Here is a 17,444-nt window from a genome sequence, read left to right as displayed (position 1 = left end):
CTCAGATCTCCTGGTCGGTGGGCAGGATGACGAGGTCGCGGATGGTGACGTGTCGGGGTCTGGTGAGCATGAAGAGCACGGCGTCGGCGACGTCCTCGGAGCGGATGCCGGTGCGTGCGGCGATCTGGTCCTCCACGCCTGAGGCCCCCTCCGCGATCCCCCACAGCTCGTTGAGCACGACGCCGGGGGCGACCGCGCCCATCCGCACCCCGGATCCGACGAGGTTCCGCCGGGTGGTGTGGACGAACGACTGCATGGCGTGTTTCGTCGCGGAGTAGACGGGCTCCCAGTGGATGTCCTGGTGCCCGGACACCGAGCTCGTCACCAGGACGTCGCCCGCACCCTGCTCGACGAGGTGCGGCAGCGCTGCGCGAACCGTCGCCATCGCTCCGAGGACGTTGACGCCGACGAGCTCCTCGATCGCGGTCATCGGGGTGTCGACGACGTCACCACCGACGTAGAGGCCCGCGTTGGCGAGGACGATGTCGAGGCGTCCGAAGGCGGCGAGCGCCAGGGCGACGGCCTGCTCGGACACGGCGGGGTCGGCGAGGTCGCCCGCCAGGAACACGCTCGGTGTCGGCAGGGCGTCGGCGACGGCCGAGAGTCGCTCGGTGGAGCGTCCCACGAGGACCGTGCGCACCCCGGCGGCGGCGAGCGCCTGGGCGTACGAGCGGCCGATGCCCGAGGACGCTCCGGTGATGATCGCGACCTGCCCGGTGAGGTCGGTGGCGCTGGTCGGCTGGCTCATGTCGTGGTCCTTCCGTGCGCCGTCCCGGCGCGGTGGGTCGTGGATTCCTGTGCGGCGAGCGCGGCTCGACGCAGCAGTTCGTCGGGTCTCGTGTCGATGCGTGCGACGGCCTCGTCGCTCAGGTACACCGGCCCGCCCGCGGCGAGCGTTCCGAGGAGCACCTGGGCGACCTTCACGGCCATCTCGGTGATCCGGAGGACCTCGGCCGCACTCGAACCGAGGGCGAACATCCCGTGGTTCTGCAGGTACACGACCTTCGGCACCCGGCCGGTCGTGGCGAGCTGCCCACGGAGCATCCGGCGGACCGTGCGGGCGAGTTCGAGCCCGGGGTCGACGTAGGGCACGAGCAGCGGATCGGTGCCGAGGACCACGATCTGGTCGGGGAAGAGCGAACCGCGGGTCAGTGTGTCGGCCGACGGCGAGCAGAGCAGGGCGTTGACCGGCACGGGGTGGGTGTGGCCGACCGCGACGACGCCGGGCAGGTCGAGGCAGACGGCGTGGAGGATCGCCTCCACCGAGGGGCGCCGACCGTTCCCCGCGAGCGCCGCGGCATCGAACAGCGCGGCCACCTCGGCGTCCCCGCCCGCGTGCGAGTCGACGAGGTCGAGCACGGGTCCGATCGCGAGACGGACCGCGTCGTCGGCGGTCGCCACGGCCATGGACGCGCCGCTCGCCTTCACGAGCATCGCCCGAACACCGTCCTCTGGCAGGAGCAGGGAGGTGTTTCCCTCCGCCAGGAGCGCCCACGCCCGATCGGGGCGGCCGAGGTCGCGCGAAAAGGCGACGAAGCGGTCGAGGAGGTCCGTCTCGGTCTCCGGCTGGTCTATGCGGTCGGTCATGTCGGTGTCCGCTCATGGTCATGGTCATGGTCGTGATCGTCCTGGCCGTGCCGGTAGACCGCGTCGAGCGACGGCGCGTGACGGGCCGCGACGAGTTGCACGGCCAGGTTGCCGAGCGCCGAAGCCTCCGCCGGGCCGACGGTGACCGGAAGACCGGTCCGTGCCGCTGTGCGGGCACACAGGAGCCGGTTGCGCGATCCGCCGCCGACGATGCGGACCGAACGGATCGTCACCCCGGTGATCGCCTCGCAGGCCCGGACCGTCTCGGCGTAGGCGACCGCGAGGCTCTCGACCACGCTGCGCACGGTGTCGCTCCGTCCGCCCGGTGGACGCTGTCCGGTCTCCCGGCAAAGCGTCGCGATGCGTTCCGGCATGTCCCCCGGCACGAGCAGGCGTGGGTCGGCGACGTCGAACACGGCGGGCGTGACGTCCGTGGCCGCGTCTGTTTCTGCCTCCGACACGGCCGCCACGAGTTCGACGAGGTCGACCGCGCTCCCGTCCTCTGCGGACCAGGCGCGGGCGCACTCCGTGAGCAGCCACATCCCCGCCAGGTTGCGGAGGAGCAGGGAGGATCCGGCGGCACCGGCCTCGTTCGTGAAGCCGGCGTCCCGCGAGTGCTCCGTGAGCACCGGCGCCGGCAGGCACACCCCGACGAGGGACCAGCTGCCGCTCGAGACGAGGAGCTCCGCGCCGTCCGGGCGGGCGAAGGCGAGTGCGGACGCGGTGTCGTGCTCCGCGACGCGGTGGACGGGGATCGGCACGCTCGACCCGAGACGCGCGGTGACCTCCGGCGTCGTCGGGCCGGCGACCGTCCCCGGTGCGACCACCGGCGGGAAGTCGAAGCCGTCGAGACCCCAGCGACGGATGAGCTCCGCCGCCCAGTCGCCGGTGCCCTGATCGAGCAGCTGCGTCGTCGAGGCGATCGTGCGCTCCGCTCCGACGACGCCTGTGAGCAGCCACACCCAGAGGTCCGGGACGAGCAACACGGTCGGGCGATCGCCGTCGGCTCGGCGGACGTCGAGCTCCTCGGCACGGGACCGCAGCTGGTAGGAGGTGTTGATGGTCTGCTCCAGCACGCCGGTCACCGCGTAGGCCGTCGCGGCGTCGACGAGCACGGCGGCACGTGCCGGACCGTCGGCGTCGGCGCCGCGGTGGTGCGGCACGGTCGGGAACGCGGTACCGCTGCCGACGCCCACGAGGGCGACATCGACGCCCCAGCTGTCGACCCCGATCCCGTCGAGCACACCGCCCGCGGCCGCTGCGATCCGGACGGCCTCCGCGAGCCCGACGAGGGTCTCCTCGAACAGGCGCTCCGCATCCCACCGGAGTCGACCGTCCTGCGTGATCGGGCCGTTGGGGAACCGGTGCACCTCGGTGAGCGCCAAGCGGCCGTCGGCCCAGCGGCCGAGCATGACGCGACCGCTCGACGCACCGAGGTCCACGGCGGCGTGGAAGCGTGGAACGGCCTGATCGATCATGGCGTCGCCGTCTCGTCGCGTGGCGGCGTGGCCGGCTCGCTCAGCGGTGTCGTCGGGTCGGGGTCCTGGACGGCGACCGGTGTGGTCAGCGCCTCGAGGGAGGTGAGGATGGTCGTCGCGCTCGACACGGCGAGCGCACCCCAGGCGGCGGCCGACGCGACCGCGGCCGCCGGGTCGTCCCGGCCGTCCTCGCCGTGGAGTCCGACGAGGAATCCGGCCAACGAGGCGTCGCCGGCACCGGCGGTGTTCACGACCGTGGCTGCGACGTGCGCGTGCCACAGCCCCGCCGCGGTGCGGAGGAGCGCCCCGTCTGCCCCCATGCTCACGTAGACGAGGTCGCAGCCGGCACGGTGCAGTTCGTCGGCGGCGGACGCGACGTCACCGATCGTCAGCAGCTCACGGCCGGTGAGCTCGGCCAGCTCGTGCGCGTTCGGCTTGAGCAGGTGGACGAGGTCGAGGTTCGCGACGGCGGTCTCGAGCGCCGCACCCGCGGTGTCGACGGCCACGCGCGCTCCCCGGTCACCCGCCTGACGGAGCAACTGGAGGATGTCGACGGGGCCGGTGCTTCCCTGGACCGTCGGGATCGTGCCGGAGAGGACGAGCCAGTCCGCGCCGATCCGGTCGATCTCCGCGCCGGAGGTGGCGACGACGGCGGCCCAGTCCTCGGCACGCAGCGGGATCGCCGGTTCGTTGACCTTGGTCGTCCCGGTCGCGGCGTCGAGGATGGTCGTGTTCACCCGCGTCCGACCGTCGGTCGGAACGACGGCGAGCAACGTCCGGAGCGCCGGGTCGTCGGCGAGGATCCGTCCGTCCGCACCCATCGGCACCACCGCACGGACCGGGAGCGGCGAGAGGGTGACCGCCCGCGCGACGTTGACGCCCTTGCCGCTCAGCTCGGTGGACACGCCCACCGCCCGGTTGACGTCGCCGAGTCGGAGCCCGTCGACGCGGTAGGTCTGGTCGATCGCGGCCGCCGGCGTGACCGTCACGATGCCGCTCATGCGTCCACCCCGACCGTCTCGACGCGGACGCCGGTCGTGAGGAGGGCGTCGAGGGTCGGTTCGTCGACGCCGTGGTGCACCACCGCCACGTCGAGGCGGGCGGCCGGGACGGAGGCCGCGAGGCCGTCGGCGCCGAACGTCGCCGGGTCGGCCAGGAGGATCGCCGCGGAGGCGAGTTCGACCGCGGCCGCGACGACCGCCGCCTCCTCCGGCGAGGCGTGGAGCAGTCGGCCGTCCGCGGAGACACCGAGCGCCTCGACGACCGCGACGTCGAGGCGGAGGCCGGCGAGCTGCTCGCGCGCCCAGGCACCGATGAGGACGCCGCGCCCGTCCGCCGTTCCGCCGACGAGGTGGACGACGGCCGCTCCCTCGGCAGCGGCCGCGGCCAGGGCGACCGGCACCGAAGCGGTCACGATGACGGTCCCGGCGGTCGTCGCGAGGCCCCCGGCGAGCGCTTCGCAGGCTGAGCCCGCGCCGAGGAAGACCGCTGAGCCCGGGTCGACCAGGGTCAGCGCCCGCGCGGCGAGCGTACCGGACACTCCGGAGTCCTGGCCCGGGTCGAGGTCGGTGCGCACCGCCCCGCCGTGCGCGCGTCGGAGGCGTCCGTCGAGTTCGAGCACGCGGAGGTCGCGCCGGATCGTCTCCTCGGTCACACCGAGGTCCACTGCGAGCACGCCGACTTCGACCCGCCCGTCCTGGTCGAGTCGGGTGAGGATCTCCCGACGCCGGTCGTCCACCGGACTGGACGTGGCCGTCCCGCGGCCGCCGACGGACGCGCTCATCGTTCCACCCCGGCACGGTCGTCGCGTTCCCACGCCGGACCGTCCGGGCTCGACTCCTCAGCCCGTCGTCGCCACCAGGGGACGAGGGCATCGACGAGCTCGTCGAACGCGGTTCCGACCCCCGCCCAGTACGCCGCCGAGGCGTCCGTCGGCAGGACGGCGGGTGCGTGTCGGACGACGTCGTGCTGGGCCTGTTCCACCGACGGCAGGAGTCCGATGGCGACCCCGGCGACGATCGCGGCGCCGAGGGCTCCGGCCTCCTCGGAGTCGACGACCGTCACGGGCGCCCGGAGGGCGTTGGCCACGAGTTGCACGTACAGCGGCGACCGCGCGAGGCCGCCGCCGAGGACGATCGGCTCGTCCCACCGGAACCGTTCGCCGAGCGCCCGGGTGTGCCAACGGTGCATGAGCACGATGCCCTCGAGGGCTCCGCGCAGGACGTGTGCCCGGGTGTGCCAGTCTCGGACGCCGACGAGGGTGGCCGACGCCTCGGCGCCGAGCGGCGAGTCCGATTGGAAGGGCAGGACGAGCGGCACCTGCTCCTCCGGAAGGAGTGCTGCTGCCTCGGCGATCAGCGCGTCGCGGCCGGTGGCGTCGGTCACGCCCAGGAGCCGGAGCGTCCAGTCGAAGGAGGGCGATGCCGTCGCCGAGGTGGACATCGCGATCCGCAGGTCCGGGGTGATCGAGAGGCGGGACTGCCACCGCGGGTCCACGTCGGGCTGGGTCGTCGTCACGCCGTTCGTGCTGAACGAGCCGGCCACGAGGGCGAGCCGCCCGGGGACGAGCGCTCCCATGCCGATCGACGAGGCCTGCACGTCGTGGAGTCCCGACACGACCGGCGTCCCGGCGACGAGGCCCGTGACCGCGGCGGCCGCCGGCAGCACCGACCCGACGATCGTGCCGCTCGGGTTGATCGGCGGCAGCAGACGGAGCAGTTCGGCGGGCAGGCCGTAGGCGTCGAGGACCTCGGCGCTCCAGGTGGCGGTCCCGACGTCGAGGAAGGAGGCGCAGGCGTCGGAGTAGTCGGTGGAGATCTCGCCGGTGAGCCGCAGGCGGACCACGTCCTTGCAGAAGAGCATCGCGTCTGCCTGCTGGACACGCTCCGGGTCGTGGCGGAGCAGCCAGCGGAGGAGGTTGCCGGCGGCACCCGGCGTCGGCAGCTGTCCGGAGCGTTCGAGCACCACGCGCAGCCGGTCGGGATCGGAGGCGAGTTCGGCGGCCTCGACGTGCGCCCGGGAGTCCATCGCCGTGATGGCCGGGCCGACCGGCGCTCCGGCGGCGGTCACGAGGTGCAGGCCGTCGCCGTGGCCGGTGATCCCGACGGCGGCGACCAGGCTCGGGTCGACACCCGACGTCGCCATCACCTCCGACACCGCGTCGGCGACCGCGGCCCACAGGTCGTCCTGCGACCGCTCGGCGTGCCGGGCGACCGGGCGGTCGACGGGGCTCGCGCGCCGAGCGACGGCGACCGGGTGCAACCGCTCGTCGTGCAGGACGGCCTTGACGGCGGTCTGCCCGACGTCGATCCCGAGGAGGAACCGCGACCTCGACTCGTGGGGTGCGCTGTGCGGCCCGTGCTCAGCCATCGGCGGCCTTCCGTTCGTCGTCATCGTCGTCGTCGGGTGCGCCCGATCATGTTGATCTTCGCACCGATCCCACCGAATCGGAAGGGATATCGGACAGATTCGGATACGCTGGCCAGACGGGACGGAGCAGTCATGTACCCAGCAGAGCGTCACGCCGCGATCCTCGCGGGTGCCCGCGACGGCGACGGCGCCCTGTCGGTCGCCGAGCTGAGCAGCCGACTCGGCGTCACGCCGGAGACCATCCGTCGCGACCTCGCGGTACTCGAGCGACAGGGGCTCATCCGCCGCCACCATGGTGGCGCGGTCCTCGCCCGGCGACCCGCGTTCGAGCCCAGCCTCCAACGACGCCGCGAAGGCGAGCGCATCGAGCGCGCTGCCGTCGCGCGGCTCGTCGTCGAGCAGCTCCCCGAGGAGGGAGTGGTCCTCCTCGACTCCGGTGCGATGACCCTGGAGGTCGCCGCACTCCTCCCCCACGCCAGCCGACTCCTCGTGGTGACGAACAGCCTGCCGATCGTCGCCCTGCTCGGTGGCCGGCCGCGACTCACCGTGCTCGCCCTGCCGGGGCGGGTCCGCGCCGTCACCCAGGCGACCGTCGGCGCGTGGACCGTCGAACGGCTGTCGGGGCTCCACGCCGACGTCGCCGTCCTGGGCGCCAACGGGGTGGGGCTCACCTCGGGCGCCACGACGACCCTGCCCGAGGAGGCCGAGGTGAAGCGGGCGATGCTCGACATCTCCAGACGACGCATCCTCGCCGTCACCGCCGCGAAGTTCGGCACCACCTCGTTCCACCGGGCCGCGGGACTCGACGAGTTCGACCAGATCGTGACCGACGACGGGCTCGACCCGGACACCGTCGACGCACTCGCCGAGAGCGGACCCGAGCTGCTGCTGGCCACCACCTGACCATCCCCACCGGCACCGGGTCGATCGTCCCGCGTGCACCCCGAGAGGAACCATCATGACGCTCGTCTCCACCGCCGTGCTCCTCGACGCGCAGCGCGCCGTCCTCGCCTTCAACGTCATCCAGCTCGAACACGGCGAGGCCATCCTCCGCGGCGCCGAGCTCGCGGGCCGGGGTGTGATCCTGCAGGTGTCCGAGAACGCGGCGAGGTACCACGGCGGCCTCGCGCCGATCGGGCTCGCGAGTCTGGAGCTCGCCCGCGAGGCCGGCACCGCGACCGCCGTGCACCTCGACCACGCCGAGGACGAGACGCTCGTCGACGAGGCGGTGCGTCTCGGTTTCACCTCGGTCATGTTCGATGCGGCCACCCTCCCCGACGAGGAGAACCGCGAGCGCACCGCAGTGGTCGCCCGCGCGGCTCAGGCGCAGGGCGTGTGGGTCGAGGCGGAACTCGGGGCGATCGGCGGGAAGGGGGGCGCACACACGCCCGGCGTCCGGACCGACCCCGGTGAGGCTGCGGCGTTCGTCGCGGGCACCGGCGTCGACGGCCTCGCGGTCGCGGTCGGCAGCTCGCACGCGATGACGTCGCGGAGCGCGACCCTGGACTTCGGCCTCATCCGCGAACTCGCGTCGGCCGTCCCCGTCCCGCTCGTCCTGCACGGTTCGAGCGGCGTGAGCGACGAGGACCTCGTGCGGGCGGTGGACGCGGGCATGCGCAAGATCAACATCTCGACCCACATCAACGGCGTCTTCACCCGAGCCGTCCGTGAGCACCTCGACGCGACCCCCTCGCTCGTCGATCCGCGGAAGTACCTGGGGCCCGCGCGCGACGCCGTCGCCGCCGAGGTCGCGCGCCTCCTCACCCTCGTCGCCTAGGACTCGTCGCCGACCCGACCGTCAGTCGATCGAGTCGTTCACAGCCAGTGGACGATGTCCGGGTCCAGGCGGATCCCGCCGAGGCCCTCGGTGGTGGTGACGCCGTCCGCGAACCGGATCACCACGGCCGGTCCCTCCATCCGCACGTACTCGGCCCGGAGCCCGATTCGGAACGGGACGTCGGTCGACGCGCTGACCGCATGGCTCGCGCGTTCGGGGACCGTGATGACCAGGCGGTGGGCTCGCCCCGCCGCATCGACGACCTCCGCCTCGATCCGTCCCGGAGCATCGTCGGACAGCCGGCGCACCGCGGTCGCCGCGACGATCACCTGGGTCATGTCGCGATTCTCGCACCCCGTGGAGGGTGGCGTCGAGGCAGGGCGGACCGGACACAGCGCGACGGCGCCGGAGCTCGATGCTCCGACGCCGTCGCGGTCTGGTGATGCGGAGTGGCCGGAAGGCCTAGCCGCACTTGGACTGGTAGACGGCATCCTTCGCGTCGCCGTCGACGTTGTCCTTGGTGATGATGGTGAAGCCGGTCTGGATCTTGGCCTCGACCTTGTCGCCGTTCAGCGCAGCGATCGCCTGGGCGACACCATCGGAACCGATGGTGGCCGGCTCCTGAGCGACGAGCGCCTGGACGGTGCCCTCCTTCAGCTGCTTGACCTGGGCGGGACCCGCGTCGAACCCGACGATGGTGACCGAGTCCTCCTTGCCGGCCTGCTTGACACCGGTCGCGGAACCTTCGGCCGCGAACAGGTTCGCTGCGAAGATGCCCACGATGTCGGGGTCCTTCTGGAGCGCCGCGGTCACGATCTCGGCAGCCGTGGACGGCTCGTTGTGGCTGTACTGCACGCCGAGGTCGGTGAACTTGTCATCGCCCTTGACCGCTTCCTGGAAGCCCTCGGCACGGGCGTCCGTGGTCGAGATGCCGGGGTCGACCGAGACCACGAGGACCTTGCCGCCCTCAGGGTGCGCTTCCTTGATCGCGTCGAACGCCGCAGCGCCGCCGCCCTTGTTGTCGCTCGAGATCTGCGAGACCGCGAACGACGGGTCGTCGACGGTGGTGTCGACGAGGACGACCTTGATGCCCGCGTCGGCCGCAGCCTTCAGCGGGGCCTCCATGGCCTTCACGTCGGTCGGGGCGACCAGGATCGCGTCCGGCTTCGAGGCGACGACCGAGTCGACGAGCGGCTTCTGCAGCGTCGGGTCGAACTTCTCCGGACCCTGGGTCGTGACCGTCGCGCCGGCATCCTTCGCCGCCGATTCGATACCGCACTGCATCGAGATGTAGAACTCGTCGCCTGCGACGCCCTGGATGAACGCGATCTTGTAGCCGTCGGAACCTGCGCCTGCGCTGCTGCCGCCCGAGCTCGCGCCACCGGAACACCCGGTGAGCATGAGGCCTGCCGACGCGCCGAGCGCGAGGACTCCGAGAACTGACTTCTTCCACTTCATTGTGATTTCCCGTTTCTCTTGAACTGCTGGACTACTGGGATGGTGCGGGGGGTGTTGATCTGTGTAGGGGTTATTTCTTCTTCCTGCTGACGAGGGCTCGCCAGAAGCTCGTGGATCCACCGCGGGCTGCGGAGGAACGGCGGACCTGGTCGACGTAGACGGCCAGGATGAGGACGGCGCCGACCGCGACCTGCTGCCAGAAGGGCTGCACGCCGGTGATGACGAAGCCGTTCTGGAGGACGGCGGGGATGAACAGACCGACGACGGTGCCGAAGATCGTCCCGTAGCCACCGAAGAGCGAGGTGCCACCGATGACGACCGCGGCGATGACGTTCAGGTTCGTCTGCGACTGACCGGCGATCGCGGTGGTGCCGAACTGCGACAGCGACAGGATGCCGGCGAGACCCGCGAGGCCACCCGAGATCGCGTAGATGCGGATGAGGTGACGGTCGACCTTCACGCCGACGCGTCGTGCCGCCTCCTCGCTCGAGCCCACCGCGTAGGTGTACAGGCCGAACTTCGTCTTGTGGAGGACGAGCGCACCGATGATGACGACGACGAGGGCGATGACCGAGATGATCGGGACTGCGCCGAAGATGTTGCCGTACCCGATCGAATCGGTGAGGACCGACGGCACCTCGCGGATGTCGACGCCGCCGGTGAGGATCTGGGCGAGGCCGAGCGCCATGCCGAGGCTACCGAGGGTGACGATCAGCGGCGGCACCTTCGCTTTGGAGATGAGGATGCCGTTGAAGGTACCCCAGAGGATGCCGACGCCGATCGACACGAGGATGCCGACGATCGCGGTCCCCCAGTCGTCGCCGCCCATGGCCCGCATCGTCGTCGCGGACACGACGCCCGAGAAGACGAGGACGGAGCCGATCGAGAGGTCGATGCCGGAGGTGATGATGACGTAGGTCATGCCGACGCCGAGCACCGCGAGGATGGAGGCGTTCTGCACGACGAGCCGCAGGTTGGACAGCTGCGCGAAGGTGTCGGGTGCGATCGCGGAGAAGATCGCGATGACGACGAGGAGGACGATGAAGATCTGGAAGGCCTGAGCCTTGAAGAGCTTCTTGATCGGGGTCTCCCGGTCCTTGGCCGTCTCGATGGCGGTCGTCTCCGGCCCCATCTCGGCCTGCTTCACCGCGCTCATGCGACGTTCCTCGTGCTGGCACCGGTCATGAGACCGACGAGTTCTTCCATGTTCGTGTCCTTCGTGTCGACCGTCGCCGCGCGGTGGCCGAGCCGCAGCACCTGCACGCGGTCGGACACCTCCATGACGTGCGGCATCGAGTGGCTGATGAAGACGACCGCGATGCCCTTGTCGCGCACGCGGCGGATCGTCTCGAGCACGTTCTTCGTCTGACGGACGCCGAGGGCGGCCGTCGGTTCGTCGAGGAAGACGACCTTGTTGGCCCAGTGCACCGCACGGGCGATGGCGATCGCCTGGCGCTGCCCACCGGACATCGCGCCCACCGGGTCGGTGAGCGAACGGACGGTCGCGCCGAGTTCGTCGAAGGCGTGACGCGACTGCTTGCTCATCTCCTTGACGTTCATGAGGCCGAGCAGGCCGCCGAGGCCCGGCCGCATGATCTCGCGGCCGAGGTAGACGTTCTGCACGGGGTCGAGGTGGGGCGCGAGTGCGAGGTCCTGGTAGACCGTCTCGATGCCGAGCGCACTCGACTGCATGGGCGAGGTGAGGGTGATCGGTTCGCCTTCGAACCTGATCACGCCGCTGTCGACCGCGAGGTTGCCGGAGAGTGCCTTGACCAGGGTGGACTTGCCCGCGCCGTTGTCGCCGATGAGGGCGGTGACCTCGCCGGGGTAGACCTCGAAGTCCGCCTCGTCGAGGGCGCGGACGTGCCCGAACTGCCGGGTGAGGCCTCTGGCCTCCAAGACGGGAGTCGTCATGTCGTTCTCGTTCCTTTCCAGCCGGCCCCGGTGGACGGGTCCGGCGTGTGGTGGCTGTCGTACCGCCGTTCGGGGCGGTGGTGTGTGGTGCGCTGCTGCGTGATCTCGGGTCCTGCGTCGAGGGGTGGCGTCATCGGATGTCTCCCGACGCGAGGGTCGCCGGCCAGCCCGCACCGGGTCCGGCGACGAGCACCGTGCCCGAGCCGCTGACGGTCCAGGGCCCGAACCCGGCCGGGACGGCGAAGACCTCCCCGGCTGCGAAGTCGACGGCCTCGGCGCCGGCCTCCGGGACCAGCGCGCCTGCGCCGGTGAGCGCGAGTGCGACCGAGAAGCCGGCGTCCACGGATGCGCTGCCGTCGGTGCCGGGCGCCACGGCGAAGAGCTGGAAGTAGGGGTCGGCGGCCGCGGGCAACAACGAGACCGGTGCATCCGTCCGGGCGTCGAGGTCGTGCAGCACGACGAGGTGTTCGATCTCGGACTGCGGGAGCGCCTTCGTCGACACCGCGCCCATCACGGTCTCGAACCCGAGGCCGAGGTGGGACTCGTCGCGCGTCGAGGTCGTGACCGACCACTCCAGGAGGATGGAGAGGTCGGTCGGTTCCTGCACCTCCGCGAGGAAGATGCCGCCGTCGATCGCGTGGGCCGTGCCGGCCGGCACGAGAATGCCCATGCCGCGCTCGACGACGATCCGGTTCATGTGCGACAGCATCCACTCGCTGTCCTGGGCGTCGCGACGGCGGTCGAGTTCGTCGGGATCGACGTCCTCGCTCCATCCGAGGTGGACCGCCGAACCGGGCTCGGCGTCGAGGATGAACCAGGCCTCCGTCTTGCCGTAGGCGCAGTCGAGGTGGGAGGCGGCGAACGCCCGGTCCGGGTGGACGTGGACGGGGAGCCGCTGACGGGCGTCGAGCAGCTTGACGAGGATGCCGGTGTCGGCGGCGTCGGTGCCGTGGTCCTGTCCTGCCCCGGTCCACTGCTCGGGGTCGGCCGCGACGAGGTCTCGGAGGAGGACGCCGTCGACGGTGCGGGCGAGGCCGATGGCGCCGCCGGGCTCCTGGTCGGCGCGGCTCACGGTCGCTCCGAGCCACTCCTCCGGCTGGAACTCGCTCTGCTGCTCGATACCGCGCAGGCCGGCGATGCGGTCGCCGCCGCGGTAGAAGTGCTCGATGAGGTTCGGCGCGAGTCGCGTCGGCTGGGCGAGCCTCGTGGGCTGGGTCGTGCTCATGCTGCTGGTCCTCCGACCATGCTCGTGGTGGACGCGGTGCGTGCGTCCACGGTGTGACGCGGCACCGGGCCTGGGATCTCTCCGGAACCACGCGACACCAGGGAGGTCGGGACGACCCACTCGCGCGGTTCGTCGGCCGGTGATTCGCGCAGTTCGAGGAGTCGCTCGATCGCGGCGGTGCCGATGACGAACGGATCCTGGTTGATGCAGCTGACGGCCGGCCGCAGGACGTCGGCGAGGGTGAAGTCGCCGAACGCGATGTGCGCCGTCTCCTCGCGCCCGATGCGGTGCAGGGAGCTCGTCAGACCGATCGCCGCCTTCGCGTTCGACGCGAAGAACGCGGTGGGCGGGTCCTCGAGCCCGAGCAGGCGCTCCGTCTCGGCGGCGTAGTCGAGCGAGCCGTCGATGGTCCAGGAGACGAGTGACGGGTCGAGGTCGATCCCCGCCTCGGCGAGGACGTCGGTGTAGCCCCGGTAGCGCCGACGGATGGTGAGGAAGCGTTCGTCCCGGTCGTAGAAGGCGATGCGGGTGTGGCCGAGCTCGACGAACTGGCGGATAGCGAGCTGGGTGGCGGCGTAGTCGTCGACCACGACGCTGTCGAAGGCGGCGAGCGGACGGTCGACGGCCACGACGGGCGTCACGTTCCGGAACGCCTCGAGGTAGGGCAGCTCCGCGGCGACCGGGGCGATGATGACGCCGGCGACCTGGTGGCCGGCGATGAACCCGGTGAGCTGGTCGCGCTCGCGCCCCTCGTCGAGCCCGGTGCTCGCCACGAGGACGCTCAGGCCCTCCTTGAGCGCGCGGGCCTCGATGGCGCTCACGAGCGAGGCGAAGAACGGGTCGGCGAGCGAGTCGATGAGGACGCCGATCGCGCCGCCGGTGCCGGACTTCAGCGAGCGGGCGGCCGTGTTGGGCACGTACCCGAGGCGATCGATCGCCTCGAGCACGCGGCTTCGGGTCTCGGGGTGCACGGACGGTTCGCCGTTCACCACCCGCGAGACGGTCTTGATGCTGACGCCGGACTGCGCAGCCACATCCTTGATCCCGGGCGGCCGCATCAGCGGGTCCCCCTGACGGGAAGCGGAACGGGCCGGACGTCGCAGCCGGCCTGGAGCGACGGGACGTGCGCACGTGTCCGGATCGGACTGGTCGCGGTGATCGCGGGGTTGCAGGTGCCCATGGGCTCCACCTCCTGACAGCGTTGTCATCGGTCGGGGTGGTGCAGCTGCAGAACCCCGTCGTTCCTTCGTGCGCCTATACTGACCGCAGACCGACAACGTTGTCAAGCAACGTTGTCTGAAAGAGATCAAATTCATTTGGAACTTGCATCGAAGAGGCGTTCAGCCCCCTCGGATGCGGGTCGCCATCCCGGAATCATCGAGGAGTCAGCGTGATCGTCGTCGTCGCAGGAGCAGCCGGAAGCGGCAAGACCACCCTCGGACGTGAGCTCGCCCGGGCCCTCCGACTCCCGCTCCTCGACCTCGACACCATCACCAATCCGTTGCTCGACGGTCTCGGTGCGTTGACCGATCCCGACGGTGCCGAACCGCTCCACTGGAACGACGCGAAGCTGCGCCCGACCATGCGTCCGGCACGGTACGCGGCCCTCCGAGCGGTCCTCGCCGACCAGCGCGACAGCGGTGTCGGCGCGGTGCTCGTCGCCCCCTTCACCGCGGAACTCCGCGGCGGCGCCGAATGGGACGCGCTCGTCGAGGCGGCAGGGATCGTCCCGAAGGTCGTCTGGCTGCGCGCCGATGCAGCCACGCTCGCAGCCCGCCGGGCCGAACGCGGTGCCGAGCGGGACACGCACATCGTGGACCCGTCGACCGACACCCCACCCGCCATCGAGCATCTGTCGATCGAAGCGGCGTTGTCCACCTCGCAGCAGCTCGCCGCCGTCCAACGCGCGCTCGGCCTCGGACGGACCATCGAGGCCTCCGCACCGATCTTCGACCAGGTCTTCGCCGCCGGGCTCTTCGACCTCGACGGGACCCTCATCGACTCGACGCCGGCCGTGAACCGGTCATGGGCGCAGCTCGCCCGCGAATACGGTCTCGAGGGCGACCTGCTCGCCGCGGGACACGGCCAGCCCGCCGCCCAGGTGCTCGCCGCGATCTTCCCACCCGAGCAGGTCGCCGAAGCACTCGCACGGATCATCGAGATCGAGGCCGACGAGGTCGCCGACGTCATCGCGCTCCCGGGGGCGGCGGAGGCACTGGCGGCGCTCAGCGACGACGCGAAGGCGATCGTCACGAGCGGCACGAGGCTCATCGCCGGCAACCGGATCACGGCCGCCGGGCTCGTGCGGCCGGAGGTCGTCGTGACCTTCGACGACGTCACGAAGGGCAAGCCGGACCCCGAACCGTTCCTGCTCGGCCGCACCCGGCTGGGCATGGAGTCGCAGGCGTGCGTCGTGTTCGAGGACGCGCCCGCCGGGCTCGCCGCAGCGCGCGCCGCCGGCTGCTGGACGGTCGGCATCGCTGGGACGCACGAGGCGCACGAACTCGATGCGGACCTCGTGATCGACGGTCTCTTCCAACTGCGGCTCGAGCCGGTCACCGAGGGTGGGTTCCGGCTCGTCCCGGCGTCGCTCGACTGAGCAGCGCCCTCTGAGCGCGTCGGAACAGCCCGAGGCTGTCGATACTCTTCGGCAACCGCGGAGTCTCGTTTCCTGAGCCTGTCGAAGGGCACCCCGAGCAAGCATCAACTGTGGGATAAATTCCCAGATCAGGAGCTGATTCTTTGGCCGCTCGAATGTCAGTGGTCCGTGTTGGGATGGACCCATGACCAGCACCGCACCGAACCCGCTCACCGCCGCCGCGGCCGGGTTCGATGCGGTCTGGCAGGACGCGCTCGACGCGATCCGTCCAGGCGCCGGTGTCGCGGAGCAGCTCGAGAACATGAACGATGAGGCGATCCTCCGTGTCCTCGACGAGCTCGGCGCCGTGCAGCACGCGGTCGAGGTCCTCGCCGCCCACGTCACCGGCGCGATCGCGTTGCGCCCGTCGCCTTCCCGCCGCGACGGCACCCTCGTGCGCGCCGCCGGTTACGCGAACCCGGGTGTCATGGTGTCCGAGCGGTGGCGGGTGGCGCGCGCCCGAGGCGCGGTGATCGCGGAGGTCGGTGCCGCCATCACGCAGCCCCGCGGGTTGCTCGGCGAGCTGGAGGAATGCCCGTTCCCCGCAGTCGCGGCATCGCTCGAACCGGCCGCCAGTCTCGAGTCATCGAACCCCGACGTAGTCTCGGACGACCCCAACCCGTCAACCAGCACCGGCACACCCAGAGCACCCCTGAGCGTCGATGGTGCCGCGGCCATCGTCCGGGAGCTCCGCAACGCGGGCCGCATCTGCACCAGAAGCGAACTCGAGACGGCCTCCGCCATCGCCGTCGAGCACGCCGGACACGCGCCCCTGCAGGACGTCACCCGCATCGCCAAACTCGTCCGCACCCGCCTCGACCAAGACGGCCGCGAACCCCGCGACGAACTCCTCCGCCGCGCCGAACGCTGCACCATCCACGAACTCCCCACCGGCATGACCCTCCTCCGCGCCGAACTCGCCCCCGAAAGCGCCGCCTTCATCCGCGCCGGCCTCGACGCCCTCATCGGCGCCACCACCCGCAAACCCCACTTCRYCMACCCCGACACGGCCGACCCCGCCGACCAACCCGACGACTCCGGTCACCCCATGCCCCACGGGCCCACCCTCATCCCCATCGACCGACGACGCGCCATCGCCCTCACCGAGACCTTCCGACACCTCGCCGGCTGCAGTGGCGCCGCCACCGAACTCACCCCCGTCACCATCATCATCCGAACCGACCGAGACACCCTCGAAACCGGTCTCGGCACCGCCACCATCGACGGCATCGACGAACCCATCGGAGCCGGCGCCCTGCGCCGCCTCGCCTCCGACGCCAACCTCATCCCCATGATCCTCGGCGGACCCTCCCAAGTCCTCGACCTCGGCACCAGCACCCGCCTGTTCACCCGCGGACAGCAACTCGCCCTCGCCGAACGCGACGGCGGCTGCGCCTGGACCGGCTGCACCCACCCACCATCCTTCACCGAAGCCCACCACATCACCTGGTGGTCACAAGGCGGCCCCACCAACCTCGACAACGGGGTACTCCTCTGCCCCTTCCACCACCACCGCATCCACGACGACCACTGGACCATCACCACCCAAAACGGCATCCCCTGGTTCATCCCACCCAGCCACATCGACCGCCACCAAACCCCCATCCGAGGCGGACGCATCCACCTCGCCGCCTGAAACCGAGGCACCCGCCTGCCCTTCGACAAGCTCAGGGACCGACACGCGAACCACCCTTCGACAAGCTCAGGGATCGAAACGGGAACCACGCTGCGTCGACAAGCTCCGCGACCGACACGGGAACCACCACGCGTCGACAAGCCCGGTGAACGACGCCGTTCTCGACAACCCCGCCACCCCGGTCCCTGAGCCTGTCGAAGGGCACACGAACAACCGGCACACGCACCCTTCGACAAGCTCAGGGACCGAGACGCGAACCACCCTTCGACAAGCTCAGGGACCGAGACGCGAACCACCTTCGACAAGCTCAGGAACCGAAACCGGAACCAGCACGCGTCGACGCCGCATGGGCACCGCTCCCC

General features: G+C 71.1%; 16 protein-coding genes. 4 read left to right on the top strand and 12 right to left on the bottom strand.

The genetic code is table 11. The features are described from left to right. Position 1 precedes the first annotated feature (1 nt). Genes A4X17_RS06180 through A4X17_RS19180 form a run of 6 tightly spaced genes read right to left on the bottom strand, consistent with a single transcriptional unit; the run spans position 2 to position 6,434 of the window. On the bottom strand, positions 2-748 hold the full coding sequence (locus A4X17_RS06180) for an SDR family oxidoreductase (protein WP_064294796.1): 747 nt from the start codon (positions 746-748) through the stop codon (positions 2-4). Further along, positions 745-1,587, bottom strand: a complete 843-nt coding sequence (locus tag A4X17_RS06175; protein WP_064294795.1) for a class II aldolase/adducin family protein — start codon at positions 1,585-1,587, stop codon at positions 745-747. The genes A4X17_RS06180 and A4X17_RS06175 overlap by 4 nt, the downstream gene beginning before the upstream one ends. Further along, positions 1,584-3,065, bottom strand: a complete 1,482-nt coding sequence (locus A4X17_RS06170; RefSeq protein WP_064294794.1) for a rhamnulokinase family protein — start codon at positions 3,063-3,065, stop codon at positions 1,584-1,586. Before A4X17_RS06170 ends, A4X17_RS06175 begins: the two co-directional genes overlap by 4 nt. Then, on the bottom strand, positions 3,062-4,066 hold the full coding sequence (locus A4X17_RS06165; protein ID WP_064294793.1) for a 1-phosphofructokinase family hexose kinase: 1,005 nt from the start codon (positions 4,064-4,066) through the stop codon (positions 3,062-3,064). The genes A4X17_RS06170 and A4X17_RS06165 overlap by 4 nt, the downstream gene beginning before the upstream one ends. Further along, positions 4,063-4,848, bottom strand: a complete 786-nt coding sequence (locus A4X17_RS06160; RefSeq protein ID WP_064294792.1) for a DeoR family transcriptional regulator — start codon at positions 4,846-4,848, stop codon at positions 4,063-4,065. The genes A4X17_RS06165 and A4X17_RS06160 overlap by 4 nt, the downstream gene beginning before the upstream one ends. Continuing rightward, on the bottom strand, positions 4,845-6,434 hold the full coding sequence (locus A4X17_RS19180) for an FGGY-family carbohydrate kinase (RefSeq protein WP_064294791.1): 1,590 nt from the start codon (positions 6,432-6,434) through the stop codon (positions 4,845-4,847). The genes A4X17_RS06160 and A4X17_RS19180 overlap by 4 nt, the downstream gene beginning before the upstream one ends. A 132-nt stretch (positions 6,435-6,566) precedes the next feature. Between A4X17_RS19180 and A4X17_RS19175 the strand changes: the two genes are divergently transcribed. Together A4X17_RS19175 and A4X17_RS06145 are read left to right on the top strand one after the other, a co-directional pair. After that, entirely contained in the window at positions 6,567-7,337 is a 771-nt protein-coding gene (locus tag A4X17_RS19175; protein ID WP_064294790.1) for a DeoR/GlpR family DNA-binding transcription regulator, read from the top strand. 55 nt (positions 7,338-7,392) lie between these two features. Beyond that, the gene (locus A4X17_RS06145) at positions 7,393-8,211 is read left to right on the top strand and encodes a class II fructose-bisphosphate aldolase (RefSeq protein WP_064294789.1); all 819 of its coding nucleotides are present in this window, start codon (positions 7,393-7,395) and stop codon (positions 8,209-8,211) included. A gap of 38 nt (positions 8,212-8,249) precedes the next feature. On the opposite strand, the gene A4X17_RS06140 is transcribed toward A4X17_RS06145, so the two are convergent. The 6 genes from A4X17_RS06140 to A4X17_RS06115 all read right to left on the bottom strand — a co-directional run bounded on the left by A4X17_RS06140 (position 8,250) and on the right by A4X17_RS06115 (position 13,842). Beyond that, positions 8,250-8,549 carry a hypothetical protein gene (locus A4X17_RS06140; protein WP_064294788.1) on the bottom strand — a complete coding sequence of 100 codons (300 nt, stop codon included), beginning with the start codon at positions 8,547-8,549 and terminating at the stop codon, positions 8,250-8,252. A 124-nt stretch (positions 8,550-8,673) separates the two neighbouring features. Further along, positions 8,674-9,669, bottom strand: coding sequence for an ABC transporter substrate-binding protein (locus tag A4X17_RS06135; RefSeq protein ID WP_064294787.1), 996 nt, complete (start codon positions 9,667-9,669; stop codon positions 8,674-8,676). 70 nt (positions 9,670-9,739) lie between these two features. Continuing rightward, entirely contained in the window at positions 9,740-10,825 is a 1,086-nt protein-coding gene (locus A4X17_RS06130) for an ABC transporter permease (RefSeq protein ID WP_064294786.1), read from the bottom strand. After that, positions 10,822-11,583 carry an ATP-binding cassette domain-containing protein gene (locus tag A4X17_RS06125; RefSeq protein WP_064294785.1) on the bottom strand — a complete coding sequence of 254 codons (762 nt, stop codon included), beginning with the start codon at positions 11,581-11,583 and terminating at the stop codon, positions 10,822-10,824. The genes A4X17_RS06130 and A4X17_RS06125 overlap by 4 nt, the downstream gene beginning before the upstream one ends. 130 nt (positions 11,584-11,713) lie before the next feature. Continuing rightward, on the bottom strand, positions 11,714-12,808 hold the full coding sequence (locus A4X17_RS06120) for a class I mannose-6-phosphate isomerase (RefSeq protein WP_064294784.1): 1,095 nt from the start codon (positions 12,806-12,808) through the stop codon (positions 11,714-11,716). After that, positions 12,805-13,842, bottom strand: coding sequence for a LacI family DNA-binding transcriptional regulator (locus A4X17_RS06115; protein WP_064294783.1), 1,038 nt, complete (start codon positions 13,840-13,842; stop codon positions 12,805-12,807). The genes A4X17_RS06120 and A4X17_RS06115 overlap by 4 nt, the downstream gene beginning before the upstream one ends. A 356-nt stretch (positions 13,843-14,198) precedes the next feature. Between A4X17_RS06115 and A4X17_RS18870 the strand changes: the two genes are divergently transcribed. Both A4X17_RS18870 and A4X17_RS06105 read left to right on the top strand, forming a co-directional pair. Beyond that, on the top strand, positions 14,199-15,407 hold the full coding sequence (locus A4X17_RS18870) for an HAD-IA family hydrolase (protein ID WP_082915966.1): 1,209 nt from the start codon (positions 14,199-14,201) through the stop codon (positions 15,405-15,407). 184 nt (positions 15,408-15,591) lie between these two features. Further along, positions 15,592-17,082, top strand: a complete 1,491-nt coding sequence (locus tag A4X17_RS06105) for an HNH endonuclease signature motif containing protein (protein ID WP_064294782.1) — start codon at positions 15,592-15,594, stop codon at positions 17,080-17,082. Positions 17,083-17,444: the final 362 nt, after the last annotated feature.

Origin of the sequence: Plantibacter sp. H53 (genome assembly GCF_001650455.1) — a bacterium.
Classification (GTDB): domain Bacteria; phylum Actinomycetota; class Actinomycetes; order Actinomycetales; family Microbacteriaceae; genus Plantibacter; species Plantibacter flavus_A.
The sequence above is the reverse complement of the archived record's forward strand: the minus strand, read 5'-3'. Positions and strand labels throughout refer to the sequence as shown.

Excerpts from the sequence above, each read along its gene's own strand:
- A4X17_RS06180 (WP_064294796.1), bottom strand. The coding sequence starts at position 748 with ATGAGCCAGCCGACCAGCGCCACCGACCTCACCGGGCAGGTCGCGATC.
- A4X17_RS06175 (WP_064294795.1), bottom strand. The coding sequence starts at position 1,587 with ATGACCGACCGCATAGACCAGCCGGAGACCGAGACGGACCTCCTCGAC.
- A4X17_RS06170 (WP_064294794.1), bottom strand. The coding sequence starts at position 3,065 with ATGATCGATCAGGCCGTTCCACGCTTCCACGCCGCCGTGGACCTCGGT.
- A4X17_RS06165 (WP_064294793.1), bottom strand. The coding sequence starts at position 4,066 with ATGAGCGGCATCGTGACGGTCACGCCGGCGGCCGCGATCGACCAGACC.
- A4X17_RS06160 (WP_064294792.1), bottom strand. The coding sequence starts at position 4,848 with ATGAGCGCGTCCGTCGGCGGCCGCGGGACGGCCACGTCCAGTCCGGTG.
- A4X17_RS19180 (WP_064294791.1), bottom strand. The coding sequence starts at position 6,434 with ATGGCTGAGCACGGGCCGCACAGCGCACCCCACGAGTCGAGGTCGCGG.
- A4X17_RS19175 (WP_064294790.1), top strand. The coding sequence starts at position 6,567 with ATGTACCCAGCAGAGCGTCACGCCGCGATCCTCGCGGGTGCCCGCGAC.
- A4X17_RS06145 (WP_064294789.1), top strand. The coding sequence starts at position 7,393 with ATGACGCTCGTCTCCACCGCCGTGCTCCTCGACGCGCAGCGCGCCGTC.
- A4X17_RS06140 (WP_064294788.1), bottom strand. The coding sequence starts at position 8,549 with ATGACCCAGGTGATCGTCGCGGCGACCGCGGTGCGCCGGCTGTCCGAC.
- A4X17_RS06135 (WP_064294787.1), bottom strand. The coding sequence starts at position 9,669 with ATGAAGTGGAAGAAGTCAGTTCTCGGAGTCCTCGCGCTCGGCGCGTCG.
- A4X17_RS06130 (WP_064294786.1), bottom strand. The coding sequence starts at position 10,825 with ATGAGCGCGGTGAAGCAGGCCGAGATGGGGCCGGAGACGACCGCCATC.
- A4X17_RS06125 (WP_064294785.1), bottom strand. The coding sequence starts at position 11,583 with ATGACGACTCCCGTCTTGGAGGCCAGAGGCCTCACCCGGCAGTTCGGG.
- A4X17_RS06120 (WP_064294784.1), bottom strand. The coding sequence starts at position 12,808 with ATGAGCACGACCCAGCCCACGAGGCTCGCCCAGCCGACGCGACTCGCG.